The organism is Mucilaginibacter terrae (genome assembly GCF_031951985.1).
GTDB classification, from domain to species: domain Bacteria; phylum Bacteroidota; class Bacteroidia; order Sphingobacteriales; family Sphingobacteriaceae; genus Mucilaginibacter; species Mucilaginibacter terrae_A.
Genome location: NZ_JAVLVU010000001.1, coordinates 2,474,072 through 2,488,640, shown reverse-complemented (window position 1 = coordinate 2,488,640; position 14,569 = coordinate 2,474,072). Strand labels below are relative to the sequence as shown.

The following is a 14,569-nucleotide window of genomic DNA, read 5'->3' as shown; positions in this document are numbered from 1 at the left end:
ACAAATCCCCGTTTCATTGTTATTGCAACTAAACTTTACAATAAATGAAATTCGTATTTGCCTGCTTATTACTCCTTACAACCATACCCGGCTTTGCCCAAACCAACCCTTGCGACAGCATAGTTTGGAAAGCCAACCGCCCTTTAACGTGGAACGATTATAAAGCCAAACCCGACAGTAACTCAATTGCTGCGGCATATACCAATTCTGGCTTTGTGCGTACATGGTCGGCGCGTAATTACAAGCTGTATACGGTTATGGTAACAAATTTTAACCCTTGCCTTAGCTGGCGTAAGGGTGAGGCGTCTGCCAGGTTATTGGCGCATGAGCAACTGCACTTTGATATTACCGAGTGCTATAAACGTGTATATTACCGGCGGGTATCTACTGCAACGTACACCCCGGCTACCCTGCCCGATTTAATGAGCAGCATTTACCAAAGCACACTTGCTGATTTGCAGGTAATGCAGCGCGAGTACGACTTGCAAACCAAACACAGCCTGGATGAAGAGCAGCAAGCCGCATGGAAACAAAAAATTGTCCGATTGCTGCGTAGTTTAAAGCCATGGGATAGGTATCAGTTAATTGTTGAACTACCGCGCAAGTAAAGCAGGTTGCAATAGCGCAACATCGTTTTCAAAATCATACTGGTATCGTTTAATATCTTTAATCATTCCCACAGCATAACTTACAGCTTCAGCTTTGCTGTTAAACGACATCAGGCGGTCATCGCCCCAAAACAGACTGTACCGTTTTTGGCCGGTAATATTTTGCCAAACCACTATACGGTACCCTTTGGGCAACCGGCGGTTAAAAGCGAAAAATTTTAAATTCATGACAGGTTATAGTTATGATAGAGAATCCTCTATAATTAACTATACGGGCTAACTGATTAAAACGCGGGGTAAAGTAAGCAGTTAAATTATTGGGAAGTCATAGGTTTTCCATAAACTATGAGCAATTGCCAGTGAACTAAAGAAAACCAAAACCTCTCACTCCTGTTATCATTACAATTAAAACATACTACCATGGATAAATTAGAAATAAAAGGTGGCTGGAATGAATTGAAAGGCAAAATTAAACAAGCCTACGCCGACCTTACCGATGATGATTTAACTTACGAAGAAGGTAAAGACGACGAGTTGTTGGGCAAACTCCAGCAAAAAACCGGCAAAGGCCGCGACGAATTGGTAAGCTGGATAAAAAGCTTATAATTAATATAAACCAATTAAAAGCAAGGCCCGGAGGTAAATCTCCGGGCCCTGCTTTTTTAAATATGCTACTCAGCGCTTCCATATTTTACTCAACAATACAACTCCTGCCAATATGAGTATAGCAAAGCCAATAATTATGCCCAATGAACTGAGTAGGCTGGTAACTGGCTTATGAGTATCTATCAGTATAACTAACATACGCTTTAGTTTGAGGCTCCTGCCGAGCTTTTGTCATCGTTGTTAATACTTCGCTGGTTCTTTTTGATGTCGCTGCTCAGGCGGCCAAATTTATAGCTGAAACTAATGTTGTATGTACGGTAGAACTGCCGGTTAGTGTTTCCCTGATAAAAATCAGGCGTATTTGTAAACTGTTTAAAGTCAAAATATCGCTGAAACGGGTTATTAACCACAGCCGTTATGGTAGCCATTTTATTTAAGAATGTTTTGCTTGCACTTACAGATGAATAAGGATAATCGTTAGAGCCTCCCTGTAAGTTTATATACCTGCGGTTGTAGCCACCTGTGGCGCCCAATTGCCAGCTATCGGTAAGTTTGTAATTAACGTTTGCAAAGGTGTTGGTACGTATCCCTTCGTTACTGTAAAAGCGGTCGTTAAACGGCCCTTTAAGCCATACGTAAAATAACCCGCTGTTAAAATTTACACTTAGCTTATTGGTGATGTTGTAGTTGCCACTAATATTCCAGCGCAAAATTTTTGTATTACCGGCATTGGCAAACGTGCGGGTAGAAGTGTCATTAACCAGCTTAATTAACTGTACAATACTGTTGCCGGTATACATAAAGCTTAATTTGTTGCTAAGCGTACCCTTGCCGGTTTTGGTATGCGTAATTTCAACTAACTGACTGGTAACCGCATCTAAATTAGGGTTGCCGGTATTAATGTACTGGCTGTTGGAGCGATCAACAAACGGGTTAAGCTGAAATATGTATGGCCGCTCTAAACGGGTAGTGTAACCAAAAGTAAGACTTTGGTTTTTAGGCAATGTAACCATAGCCGATACGGATGGCACCGCATTGGTATAATTGGTTTTTAGTAAAGTATTATTGTTAGTTATAAAATTGGCATTAACGCGTGTATGCTCTACACGCAGCCCTGCTTTAAATGTCCACTTTGTTAATTTGAGTTGGTACGAGTTGTAGGCGCTGTATACATCCTGATCGTACACAAAATTATTACGACGGGTTAGGTCATCAACAAAACCCTGACCGGCTTGCTGTTGCCCGGTAGCTAAGCTATAGTTTCCGCGAAGAATAGCTTTTACCCCGGCCTCAATGGTCAGCTGCTTTACCGGGTGCACATAGTCTAACTGAAAAGTATGCTCTTTGGTGCTGGCATCATTAAACTGATTGTAATTAGGTACATCATAGTTAATGCGGTCGGTGGCCAGTACCTCGCTGTTCTGACCGTTCAGGTAATAAGAATACCGGTACGATGCCGTAAATAACTGCTGCTTATTACGTTTAAAACCCAACTGATAGTTAAATCCGGCGTCAAGCCCTTCCCAGTCAAAGTTGCCATTGGTGAGCAGCAGGTATGATTGCGCGCCCGCTTGCCCACCGGTAAAGGCTGTTTGCCGACTAAAATCCTGCCTAAAAACTCCCCGGTTGTAATTTACCGATGCCGTGAATAAATTAAGCGAATCAAGCTCATAGCTCATTTCGGTGCTACCATAAATATAATTACCACCCCAGGTATAAATACCATCCTGGTTAAAAGTTGAGGTAATAGCAGTTGGTTGCGAAGCCGAATAGGTTTCGCGCAAGTTAGTTAACCGGGTGGTATTAATGCTTTGCCTGCCCACCCCTACATAGCCCGACATGCCAAATTTGCTTTGCTTAGCCGTGGCCGTCAAATTCAGGTTTGGTCCCCAAGGGTAACTGTATCTGCTGGTAATGGTGCCGTTATAGCCGTCGGTAGTTTTTTTGAAGGTGATAATATTGATGATGCCGGCCAAGCCCTCGCTATCGTACTTGGATGGCGGAGTAGTGATCACTTCTATTTTTTGAATGGTACTGGCGGGCATCGACCGTAAAACATCTTTAGGGCTTGATGCCAGTAACGCCGACGGTTTGCCATTTATAAAAATGCGATAACTGCCACTGCCCTGCAATTGAATATTATCATCACCATCAACGGTAAGCAGCGGAACACGGCGCACCATATCCATAGCGGTGAGCGCTTTGCTGTCGGGGTCGGCTTGTACGTCATAACTCAGGCGGTCAATTTCTTGTTTTACCAGGGGTCGTGAAGCTGTAACACCCACTTCTTTTAATTGGTTGGTGGCATTTGCCAATAGGATGTTGCCAGCGTCGAATATTTTACTGAAAGCCGGTATGGTAATAGTTTTAGCCTGGTAGCCTACGGCAATTATTACCAGTTGATAGGCTTTGGGGGTAACTTGATTAATTTCGAAAGAACCATCAGGTTTGGTAAGGGTACTTTTTATTGATTGCTGCCCAGTTGAATCTTTTAAAGCAAGGGTAATATAGCTAAGCGGTTTTTGGGTTGCAGAGTCGGTAACCGAACCCTTAATGAGGGCGGTATTGGTTTGGCATAGGGCAATAGCAGCCATGCACCCGCAAATTGCAGTGAGTATAAGTTTCTTCATATGTTATAAGGCAACTATTTAGTGGCGATGCACCCTTGAATGCTTTAAGGCCGTTAAGTAAACAGGCATATCAATTTTAATGGTCATCACATCCACATGACACATAAATTTTAACCATGTTACACCTTTTTTGTAATTGTGTAAATTTTTGGATAGGCATAGTTCAATACAAACACAATACAAACCCCGATGTTATATACCATTGGCGCCCCTGATGCCGTTGTATATGCCCACACGTTCAAGGTTTTATATTTTTAGTTTTTGGTTGATTACAGCCGCTTTTTTTTGCCCTTTACGCGCTAAAGGTTTTTCAATTTTGGCGCATGAAGCTATTATTGATGCCGAGTGGGACCGCACCCTTAGGCCTATATTGTTGAAACGCTATCCCGAAGCGTCTTTGGATGATCTTATTAAAGCTCATTCATTCGCCTATGGCGGCAGCCTGGTGGCCGATATTGGCTATACCCCTGGTGGCAATTCTGATTTTACCGATTTGCTGCACTATGTGCGTAGCGGAGATTTTATCGTTAACCTCCTTAACGAAGCGCATAGCCTTAATGAGTATGCCTTTGCGCTGGGTGCATTATCGCACTACATAGCCGATAAATACGGCCATAGCATGGCCACCAATGTTACTGTGCCTAAGGTTTATCCTGCGCTCCAGGCTAAATTTGGTAATGTGGTGACTTATGATAACGATCACACCTCGCATAGCCGTATGGAGTTTGCCTACGATGTGGTGCAGGTTGGCCGCAGCAATTATGCATCGGTAGCCTATCATGATTTTATTGGCTTTAATGTGGCAACCGCACCTTTGGAAAGGGCATTTTTAAAAACTTACGGACAAGAGCTTAATGTACTTTTCAAAAACTTCGACTCCAGTGTGAACACCATGCGCTGGGGAGTTAAAAATCTTTTCCCGGCCATGACCAAGCGTGCCTGGAACTCTAAGAAAGAGGACATTATAAAGCGCGATAGTAAAGCCAGCAAACGCAGTTTCAGGTATAAAATGAGCAGGCGGATGTACAACAAAGAGTTTAGCGGCAAAAACAATAAGCCCGATTTTAAAGCACGCGCACTCTCATGGCTGGTAAATGTGCTACCCAAAGTAGGTCCGCTTAAAAACCTCAAGTTTGTATATCCCGGTTTAGAAGGCGAAAAGCGCTTTGAGCAGGTATTTGATACTATTATTGTAAAGTATGCCGATGCGCTTCATCAATGGGATGCTAATAAGCTAAATCTTGTAGATATTAACTTGGATACAGGTCACCCACTCAAATTTGGTGAGTACGGCCTGGCCGATAATACCTATTGCACATTGGTGAATAAACTTAACGAAAATAAATTTTCATGCCTCACGCCCGATCTTCAGCAGCACATTACCGCTTATTTTGATGGTGCTTTATTGCATAACATGTTTAAAGAGCATCCCGAGTATGAGGATAAAATGAAGCAGGCTTTACTTCAGCTCAAAAATTGCAAGCCTATACCAAAGGCAACCGAGCCGCTGATGGCTAACCGGTGATTGGGATAAGTTTTGTAATGAATATTGATTGCTTAAACGCAATGCGGTACTTTTACCGCCATGTACCCAACATTTACCGAAACGAAGTTACGCACCTTTACCGAGGATGTTTTTAAAGCCATAGGCTGCTCTAATGAGCATAGCGAACTGGCAGCCGATGTGCTTTTAAAATCAGATCTACGCGGTATCGATTCGCACGGTGTTGCCCGACTGAGCGGTTACGTACGCTTATGGGAGAAGCAACGCATCAACGCCAAACCCGATATTAAAGTTGTGCATGAAACCGCCACCACCGCTACCGTTGACGGCGATGCCGGTTTAGGTTTGGTGGTAGCGCCGTTTGCTATGCAAATAGCTATTGAAAAGGCAGAAAAATACGGTTCGGGATGGGTATCGGTACGTAACTCTAACCACTTTGGAATTTCCGGCTATCACGCACTAATGGCAGTTGAAAAGGACATGATAGGTTTTGCCATGACCAATGCAAGTCCGCTGGTCGCGCCCACATTTGCCAATGAGCGGATGCTGGGTACAAATCCTATGTGCTATGCGTTCCCCGCAGGTAAATACCCACCGTTGATTGTTGATATGGCTACCTCGGCCGCGGCTAATGGAAAACTCGAGATCGCCCAGCGTTCGGGCAAAGCTGTTCCGGAAGGATGGATACAGGATGGGCAAGGTAATTACACAACCGACCCGCATGCCCTTAAAACCGGCGGCGCTTTACTACCCCTGGGTAGCGACCGCGACCATGGTAGCCACAAAGGTTTTGGATTGAGTGCCACCGTCGATATTTTATCGGGTGTACTATCGGGTGCTAACTACGGCCCATGGGTGCCCCCCTTCGTAGCATTCATGGAGCCGTCACCTAATCCACCAGGGCAAGGTATAGGCCACTTTTTAGGTGCCATGCGCGTAGACGGTTTTCGCCCGGTTGATGAGTTTAAAGCTAACCTTGATAATTGGATAAAACGCTTCAAATCGGCTCAAACTGTAGACTCCACCCAAAAGGTAATTATACCCGGCGAACCCGAACTGGAAGCCGAAGCCAATCGTAAAGTTAACGGCATCCCACTGGTACAGGCTGTGGTTGATGATTTGAATTTGTTGGCAGAGCGGTTTGGGGTTGAGAGGTTGTAAAACACTTAATTGAAAAGTATGCAACCATCCGATGTAACTGACCGAGCTTCTTTCATTCTATTTATTAATACACTGGAAGAGGAGGTAAGCAGCATAAACCCATCTGAACACCCTAATCCCACCATGGCTGATTTTATTGAAGCAATTGGGCGGTATACAGAGGACATACAAGGATACTATGACAATACAGGGCAAAGTATTAATGCCGATGTTTCAACATGGAGAGTATTTGCTGATATTTTAAAAGGTGCCACAATGTACGAGTAATGATTGTTTTATATCGATGAAGGCTTATGATTTTAGTTTTGAGCCCTTATAAAAACCGCCTATGTCATTGCGAGCGATAGCGTGGCAATCTCTATCAAAAAGGTTAACCGTATGATTGGAAACTCACATCAATATTACGTATACATCATAACTAATAAAGAAAACGACGTTTTGTACATCGGCGTTACTAACAACCTGCAAACTCGCATTTGGGAGCATAAGAATAAAATTTATAAATGGTTTTAAGCTAAATATAATTGTAATAAACTGGTTTATTACGAGGAATTTCAGTGGGTGCATGATGCGATTGACCGCGAAAAACAATTAAAAGCAGGTTCGAGGCAAAAAAAGATAGACTTGATTATTAGTCAAAACAAATTGTGGAAGGATTTAAGCGAGGGTTGGTATGATTAATCATTTCGGAAACGCATGGTGGAGATTGCCACGCTATCGCTCGCAATGACAAGGTTTTTATCTTCAGACAAAAAAGCCTTAGCTTTTCGCTAAGGCTTTGATTGTTAATGGATGCCCATAAACAAGCGGCTCCATCGTATTTTGTTCAGGAAGCTGGCGTTGCTGTCCCAGCTCATCCACACAAACAGGGCTTTACCTACTATGTGATCTTCGGGTACAAAGCCCCAAAAACGTGAGTCGAGGGAGTTGTGGCGATTGTCGCCCATCATCCAGTAGTAGTTCATTTTAAAGGTGTAGCTATTGGTTTTGGCACCGTTAATATAAATGTCGTTGCCTTTAAGCTCCAGCTTATTGCCTTCGTAAACGGTTATGGCACGTTTGTAAAATGGCAGGCTAAGGTTATCTAATTTAACCGTCCAACCCTTTTTAGGAACGATGATCGGTCCGTAGTTGTCCTGGTTCCATTTGGCGTAATGCTTATCCCCCGGGAAAACGCCTCCACTCATGTAATTAACCGAATCTTTTGGTTCTACAAGCGGCTTAACCGATTTAATGTTGCTAAATTTTTTCAGAGCCTCGGCCGATGCCTTGGTCATGGTTGGGTACTCAGATACCGTTACATGCAACTCATCCCATGTTTTAGGATTAATTTCGCTACCGTCGGTTTTAACCTCGTAATTAATTTGCCCTTCGGGTGGGTTAGGGTTGGCTTTGCCATTTACAAACACCTGCGCATCTACAATAGATAAGGTATCACCAGGTGTTCCCTGGCAGCGTTTAATATAGTTTTCGCGCTTATCAACCGGGCGTAACAGTGGGGTATCAGCTTCCATAGGCCAGTTAAATACCACAACATCGCCCTTTTTTATATCGCTTAAACCGGGTAAACGGTAGTAAGGCAGTTTAATACCATCCCAATAGGCTTTAGTGCCGATGATAGGCATGGTATGGTGTGCAAACGGGAATGCAACCGGCGTCATGGGTAAACGAGCGCCATAATTAACCTTGCTTACAAACAAAAAGTCGCCCACCAATAACGAGCGTTCCATCGATTCGGTAGGAATAGTGTAGGCTTCAATAAACAAAGTACGTATGAGGGTAGCGGCAACAACGGCAAAAATGATGGCATCGGTCCATTCGCGGGCGGCGCTTTTTTTCTTTTTGGGTTGATCCTTATCTCTTTTCTTATCCCAGAATTTCCAATTCATATAAAATAATCAATAATTGAGGCTATGATTAAGCGTTAAAGGTAAACATATCTGTTACCGCGTAAAATCCTTTTTTATCTTTTAGCCATTCGGCTGCTATAACGGCACCTAATGCAAAGCCATTACGATTGTGCGCGGTGTGTTTAAACTCAATGCTATCCACTTCCGAGTCGTACAGCACGGTGTGGGTGCCGGGTACGTTCTCGATCCGGTGCGATTCGATTAACAATTGGCTGGCAGCTAAACTTTCGTTACCTACCTCGCCGGTATCGCTCAGTAAAATGTTTTTCCACTCGTTTTTAGCTTCCAAACCTTCCAACACGCCTTCGGCAATGGTAATGGCCGTTCCGCTGGGCGAATCGAGCTTTTGTGTGTGGTGTATCTCTTCAACCTGTACATCGTAATACGGGTAGTTATTCATGATCTTTGCCAGCATGCGGTTCACATGGAAGAAGATATTAACCCCTACACTATAGTTAGACCCATACATGAGGGTACTGTTACCGGCCAGGCACTTTTCTTTGATCTCGTCTAACTGCTCGTACCAGCCTGTGGTACCCACAACTAAAGGTAAACCGGCCTCAAAGCAGCGGTTCATGTTTTCAATAGCGGTGGCCGGGGTACTGAATTCGATGGCCACATCGGCCTTTTGCAGGTTTTCAACAGTGGCTTCGTGCAGGTTGTCTTTATCTATAATCAATACAATTTCGTGGCGGCGGTCGGTAGCTATCTTCTCGATAATTTTACCCATTTTGCCGTAACCGAAGAGTGCAATTTTCATGTAACTGTTTAGTTAATACGATTTAAAAAGGTTATTGAACGGTAAAGGTAACTTTTATAACCGGCATAACCGAAGAAATATTATTTGCCGCATACAGGGTCGTGTTTTCAACACCCGGCGCTACGCTGAAACTTAGATCGGGGTTGATGGAATACGAGTGCCTGAACTTGGCATCAATGTAGCTATCGATCATTTGTAAGCTCCAAAAGCCTACAAAGCCCAGTACGCAAAGTTGCATATTGCGCTGGTGGTAGTTTAAGCCATTTTCAATTTGAGGCAGCGAGGCTTTACCTGCTCTTGCATATAAGTCTTTTACGGCCTTAGTGTCGGTAACACCAGGTTTGGCATCACCCTTTACAAGGCGATGAACCCGTAGGTAGGCATTGTATTCCGCGCGGTTAAATATAAAGCCATAACCAAAACCGCCCAGCCCGGCATAAACCAGGGGCATTTTCCACCATTTGTGATTGTAAAATTGTCCCCAACCGGGTATTATAGCCGAACGTTTTACTGCTAATGATGTACTGTGCAGGCTATCGGGCTGGCTGAATTTTTTGTTTTTGTGAAGTTGAGGAGTGGTCCTGAAGGTGGTTGTGATGTTACTTTGAGCAAATGCGGCAGCGCAAGTAAGCACAAGGCCAATCATTACAAAGGTTTTGTTCATGTGATTTCCGTGGGTTCAGTGTTTGGGAGACGAATTACATCATCTCCTTGTTGGTGTTTCACTGAAACGGAAGTGTTGTGGCTTTATTGTTGCCCGTTAGTGGCCTTTTAAAAAGTAAGACTAACCTTAACAACCGGCATAACCGTTGAAAGGCTGTTTGAGGCATAAAGCGGTCCGGTTTGTACGCCCGGAGTTATGCGGAAACTCAGATCACGGTCCATGGTGTAGGAGTGTATGAATTTGGCATCGATATATGCATCTATCATTTGAATGCCCCATGCACCCAGTATACCTAATACACTCAACTGCATATTGCGCTGATAACCATTAACGGCATTTTCGAGAGCCGTAGTTGAGGCGCTTGTAGTATTGCGATAAAGATTTTTTATTTCTTGCGAGTCGCCGTCGCCGGGTTGCTCTCCGTTGCGCCTTAAGTTATATACACGCAGGTATTGCTTGTAGTATTTTTGGTTAAACACCACTGCCGAGCCTAACAAGCCCAAACCTGTGTAAACGATAGGCACTTTCCACCAGCGGCGATTATACCATTGCCCCCAGCCGGGTATAAAGCCCGAACGCCTGAATGCCAGGCCCGGGCTATGGGTACTATCCGGATTGTATTTCTTTTTATTTTTTTTGGTGATTACCTTGGTAATGGCATCGGCTGTTTTAACCGAATCGCGCTTACGGATAAGGCTATCGGTGCGGCTTTTGTTTTTTAGGGTATCAGGTTTTTGGGCATAGGCTGCCAGGGCAAAAAAGCTGAGTATGCAAATGATGAAAAACCTGTTCATTAATATTATTACCAATCCAGCATTTCGAGTATACGGCTCAGATCATCCTGCGAAAGGAATGGGATCTCGATGCTTCCCGAGCCTTTATTACCTACCTTCAGCTTAACCTTACTGCTGAACTTAGAAGCCAGATCGTCCTGTATTTTTTGTATCTGAAACGAAACGGGGGCGGGTTTATTGCTTTCTTTCTTTTCAGGGCCGTTTTGCAAGGCGCGTACCATCTCTTCAACCTTACGAACCGAAAGACCGTGCTGTAAAATTTGCTGGTGCAGGTGCACTTGTTTAACAGGGTCGTTAATAGTGATCAGGGCACGGGCATGGCCCATGCTAATATCACCATCGCGAATGGAAGCTTGTATGCTTGGCGGTAATTTTAACAAGCGCAGGTAGTTGGTAACGGTGCTGCGGTTTTTGCTTACACGCTCGCCCAGTTCTTCCTGTTTTAAGCTACACTCATCAATCATACGCTGAAAGCTGAGGGCAACCTCCATGGCGTTCAGGTTTTCGCGCTGAATGTTTTCTATGAGCGCCATCTCCAGCATTTGCTGGTCGTTAGCGGTGCGTACGTAAGCAGGTATGGTATTTAAGCCGGCACGTTTTGATGCACGTAAACGCCTCTCGCCCGATATTAACTGGTACGAGTGCGAGTTAACGCGCCTAACGGTAATAGGTTGTATCAGTCCTTGTACCTTTATAGACTCGGCCAGTTCAATAAGGGCTTGCTCATCAAAATCGGTGCGGGGCTGAAATGGATTTATTTCTATTTCGGCAATACGAATTTCGCTGATAGAACCCACGCCGTTGTTGCCGGCGGTGCTGTTACCATTGCCACCGGCTTCGCGCGAGTAATTGCTTTGAGCATTTACACTGTCGCTATCGTTGAGCAGGGCGCTGAGCCCTTTGCCTAATGCCTTCTTTTTATCTAAACTCATTTATATATTAAACTGCTGCCGGAGTTGCCTTGCCAGCTGTTTGTCCTAAACCATTTTTACGAATAATTTCACGGGCCAGGTTTAAATAATTAACCGCGCCCTTGCAGGTAGCATCGTGCATAATTACCGATACGCCAAAGCTTGGCGCTTCGCTTAAACGGGTATTGCGTTGTATAATGGTATCAAAAACCAGATCTTCAAAGTGGGTACGCACCTCTTCAACCACCTGGTTTGAAAGGCGAAGACGCACATCGTACATGGTTAATAAAATGCCTTCAATATCCAACTGGGGGTTTAAACGGTTTTGAACAATTTTAATGGTGTTCAACAGTTTACCTAAACCTTCTAACGCAAAGTATTCGCATTGTACAGGTATGATAACCGAATCGGCTGCGGTAAGGGCGTTAATGGTAATTAAGCCTAACGATGGCGAACAATCGATGATGATAAAATCATACTGATCACGTATTTGATTGAGGATAGCCCTCATTTTATACTCGCGATCGGTAAGATTGATCATTTCAATTTCGGCACCAACGAGGTCAATGTGAGCAGGCAGCAGGTCGAGGTTTGGCGTGTCGGTTTTTTGAATGGCATCAACCGCATCAACCTGATTTATGATGCACTCATATATGCTGGTTTTAATGGTGCGTGGATCGAAGCCAATACCCGAGGTTGAATTGGCCTGAGGGTCGGCATCAACCAGCAGCGTTTTATACTCTAACACGGCCAAACTTGCAGCCAGATTAATAGACGACGTAGTTTTACCAACGCCTCCTTTCTGATTAGCTAAAGCTATAATTTTACTCATTTTGTTACCTCAGATATAATGAAAACTGCCTTTGCCGGTTAATTAAAAGTAAAGCTAAAAATTTATACATTCGCTTTGCTTTTAACCGGGGGCTAAAGATACGAAATTAAACAATTCGGCAGCCGTTCGTATTGCGTTAACTTATAAACACTTTTTTTAATGATAACCGTTGTAGCCGCCACCAACCGCCCCGCAAGTTCAACTCTTAAACTGGCTAAATATTATCGAAAGCTGCTTTTAAATAAGGGATTAGAGGTTATGCTGCTATCATTAGAAGACCTGCCTTCCAACTTTATCCAAACCGATATGTTTGGCAACCGTAGCGCCGGGTTTGAGCCCATACAACAACTCATGTCCGCTACGCAAAAGTTCCTGTTCATCATTCCCGAGTACAATGGCAGTTTCCCCGGTGTGCTCAAGGCTTTTATTGATGCCTGTACTTTTCCTGATAGTTTTTATGATAAAAAGGCGGCACTGGTTGGGCATTCATCAGGCACATACGGTAACATACGCGGTATTGATCATTTTGCCGGTGTTTGCAGTTACCTGCATTTGCATGTTTTACCATTGCGCATCCACATACCCGGTATACGTAAAGAGATTAATGCCGATGGCGATTTGTTTGAGGAAAAAACGGTGAAATTTGTGAATGAGCAGGTGGATAAGTTTGTGAATTTTTAGACCATAAAGCTCAAATTATAGACTTCTTCTTTTAAACAAAAAGTTTCCTTTAAGGTTAATTCTTTTTAGTGTTAGCAAAAGAATGCCTTATGAAAAACAGGAACTTACTATACTTGGCCATAGCAGCCGGAACAATTCTTGCCAGCTGCCAGCAAAGCAAGAAGCCTGACCAGGCTTTGGCCGATACCACGGCCGATAAAGTAGGCCAGCAGGTAGATTTGCCCGCACCCTATGCCACCAAATCTGTACAAAATTTTTGTGAGGTGGTAGGCTGGCCTAACGGTAAAACCCCTACAGCGCCTGCCGGTTTCAAGGTGAGTTTGTATGCCGAAGATTTAAATAATCCACGCAATATTTATGTAGCACCCAATGGCGATGTGTTTGCCGCTTTGGCAACAACCGAAGCTAAGGGCTTGAAAAAAGCCGGTTCGGCATTGGCGGGCAAAAATAAATCGCAAAACATGGGCGACAGCCCAAACACCATTGTCATATTCAGAGATAAAGATGGTGATGGCGTAGTTGATAACAAGGGACTTTTCCTGAGCGGCCTTAACCAGCCTTTTGGTATGGCTGTGGTTGGCAACTGGTTTTACGTAGCCAACACCGATGGCCTATGGCGTTACCCTTACAAACCGGGAGACACCCGCATAACTGCCGAAGGCAAGCGTGTATTAAAACTACCTGCCGGAGGTTACAATAACCACTGGACACGCAACCTGCTGGTTAGTAAAGACAGTACTAAACTTTACATCACCGTTGGATCGGGCAGTAACGTGGCCGAACATGGTATAGCCAACGAAGCCCGCCGGGCCTGTATCCTGGTGGTAAACTTAGATGGCTCGGGCGAGAAAATATATGCCGGTGGTTTACGTAACCCGGTAGGTATCGATTTTTTCCCTGGCACCAATACCATTTGGACAGCCGTTAATGAGCGGGATGAATTGGGTGACATGCTGGTGCCCGATTATGCTACCAGCGTTAAAGAAGGCGGATTTTACGGTTGGCCTTACGCATATTTTGGTCAGCATGAAGATCCCCGCTTAAAAGGCCAACGCCCCGATTTAGTAAAAAGCACCTTGGTGCCCGATGTAGCTTTAGGTTCGCACACGGCATCATTAGGTTTAGCCTTTTATGCTGGCGATGGTTTTGGCGAAAAATATAAAAACGCAGCATTTATTGGCCAGCACGGCTCATGGAACAGTTCTAAACTGGTAGGTTACAAAGTAGTTGCCATTCCTTTCAACGGAACCCAACCCGGTAAGCCCGAAGATTTTATGACCGGTTTTATTGCCAATGTTGAGAAAAAACAGGTTTACGGTCGTCCGGTGGGTACGGCTGTTGCTAAAGATGGCTCGCTGTTAGTGGCCGATGATGCGGGGAATAAGATATGGAGGGTGAGTAGATAGCCCCACCCAACCCTACCCGGAAGGGAGGGCTTTTAGTTTTAAGTCCTCCCTTCCGGGGAGGATTTAGGAGGGGCAATTCACCGCCATTTTTTGTTTGTCCTC

16 protein-coding genes are annotated in these 14,569 nt (G+C 44.3%); 8 read left to right on the top strand and 8 right to left on the bottom strand.

Annotated features, from left to right (window positions below; translation table 11 throughout):
- Positions 1–44: 44 nt before the first annotated feature.
- Positions 45–608 carry a hypothetical protein gene (locus QE417_RS10455; RefSeq protein ID WP_311949761.1) on the top strand — a complete coding sequence of 188 codons (564 nt, stop codon included), beginning with the start codon at positions 45–47 and terminating at the stop codon, positions 606–608.
- On the opposite strand, the gene QE417_RS10450 is transcribed toward QE417_RS10455, so the two are convergent.
- Complete coding sequence (locus QE417_RS10450) at positions 594–836, bottom strand: hypothetical protein (RefSeq protein ID WP_311949759.1); 243 nt, start codon at positions 834–836, stop codon at positions 594–596. The genes QE417_RS10455 and QE417_RS10450 overlap by 15 nt on opposite strands.
- 192 nt (positions 837–1,028) lie before the next feature.
- On the opposite strand from QE417_RS10450, the gene QE417_RS10445 reads away from it, so the two are divergent.
- A complete protein-coding gene (locus QE417_RS10445) occupies positions 1,029–1,214 on the top strand; it encodes a CsbD family protein (protein ID WP_311949756.1) in 186 nt (61 codons plus the stop codon).
- A 203-nt stretch (positions 1,215–1,417) separates the two neighbouring features.
- Here the strand turns inward: QE417_RS10445 and QE417_RS10440 are convergent, their stop codons facing one another.
- On the bottom strand, positions 1,418–3,844 hold the full coding sequence (locus tag QE417_RS10440) for a TonB-dependent receptor domain-containing protein (protein WP_311949754.1): 2,427 nt from the start codon (positions 3,842–3,844) through the stop codon (positions 1,418–1,420).
- Positions 3,845–4,160: 316 nt separating this feature from the next.
- Between QE417_RS10440 and QE417_RS10435 the strand changes: the two genes are divergently transcribed.
- The 4 genes from QE417_RS10435 (at position 4,161) to QE417_RS10420 (ending at position 7,022) form a co-directional block, all read left to right on the top strand.
- Positions 4,161–5,369, top strand: coding sequence for a zinc dependent phospholipase C family protein (locus tag QE417_RS10435; protein ID WP_311949752.1), 1,209 nt, complete (start codon positions 4,161–4,163; stop codon positions 5,367–5,369).
- A 60-nt stretch (positions 5,370–5,429) separates the two neighbouring features.
- Positions 5,430–6,509 (top strand): Ldh family oxidoreductase, encoded by a 1,080-nt coding sequence (locus QE417_RS10430; RefSeq protein ID WP_311949749.1) that lies wholly within the window; start codon positions 5,430–5,432, stop codon positions 6,507–6,509.
- An 18-nt stretch (positions 6,510–6,527) separates the two neighbouring features.
- Entirely contained in the window at positions 6,528–6,776 is a 249-nt protein-coding gene (locus tag QE417_RS10425) for a DUF7660 family protein (RefSeq protein ID WP_311949746.1), read from the top strand.
- A 111-nt stretch (positions 6,777–6,887) separates the two neighbouring features.
- Positions 6,888–7,022, top strand: coding sequence for a GIY-YIG nuclease family protein (locus tag QE417_RS10420; protein WP_311949745.1), 135 nt, complete (start codon positions 6,888–6,890; stop codon positions 7,020–7,022).
- A 272-nt stretch (positions 7,023–7,294) separates the two neighbouring features.
- On the opposite strand, the gene lepB is transcribed toward QE417_RS10420, so the two are convergent.
- The 6 genes from lepB to QE417_RS10390 form a co-directional block, all read right to left on the bottom strand.
- Positions 7,295–8,398: a signal peptidase I gene (lepB, locus tag QE417_RS10415; RefSeq protein WP_311949743.1), complete on the bottom strand. Its 1,104-nt coding sequence runs from the start codon at positions 8,396–8,398 to the stop codon at positions 7,295–7,297.
- A gap of 28 nt (positions 8,399–8,426) precedes the next feature.
- Complete coding sequence (gene dapB / locus QE417_RS10410) at positions 8,427–9,179, bottom strand: 4-hydroxy-tetrahydrodipicolinate reductase (protein WP_311949741.1); 753 nt, start codon at positions 9,177–9,179, stop codon at positions 8,427–8,429.
- A gap of 31 nt (positions 9,180–9,210) precedes the next feature.
- Positions 9,211–9,843, bottom strand: coding sequence for a DUF5683 domain-containing protein (locus QE417_RS10405; protein ID WP_311949740.1), 633 nt, complete (start codon positions 9,841–9,843; stop codon positions 9,211–9,213).
- 107 nt (positions 9,844–9,950) lie between these two features.
- On the bottom strand, positions 9,951–10,637 hold the full coding sequence (locus QE417_RS10400; RefSeq protein ID WP_311949739.1) for a DUF5683 domain-containing protein: 687 nt from the start codon (positions 10,635–10,637) through the stop codon (positions 9,951–9,953).
- A gap of 8 nt (positions 10,638–10,645) precedes the next feature.
- A complete protein-coding gene (locus tag QE417_RS10395; protein WP_311949737.1) occupies positions 10,646–11,569 on the bottom strand; it encodes a ParB/RepB/Spo0J family partition protein in 924 nt (307 codons plus the stop codon).
- 7 nt (positions 11,570–11,576) lie between these two features.
- On the bottom strand, positions 11,577–12,380 hold the full coding sequence (locus QE417_RS10390; RefSeq protein ID WP_311949736.1) for a ParA family protein: 804 nt from the start codon (positions 12,378–12,380) through the stop codon (positions 11,577–11,579).
- Positions 12,381–12,539: 159 nt separating this feature from the next.
- On the opposite strand from QE417_RS10390, the gene QE417_RS10385 reads away from it, so the two are divergent.
- Positions 12,540–13,061 carry an NADPH-dependent FMN reductase gene (locus tag QE417_RS10385; RefSeq protein WP_311949735.1) on the top strand — a complete coding sequence of 174 codons (522 nt, stop codon included), beginning with the start codon at positions 12,540–12,542 and terminating at the stop codon, positions 13,059–13,061.
- Between the two features lie 89 nt (positions 13,062–13,150).
- Entirely contained in the window at positions 13,151–14,467 is a 1,317-nt protein-coding gene (locus QE417_RS10380; protein WP_311949734.1) for a PQQ-dependent sugar dehydrogenase, read from the top strand.
- Positions 14,468–14,569: the final 102 nt, after the last annotated feature.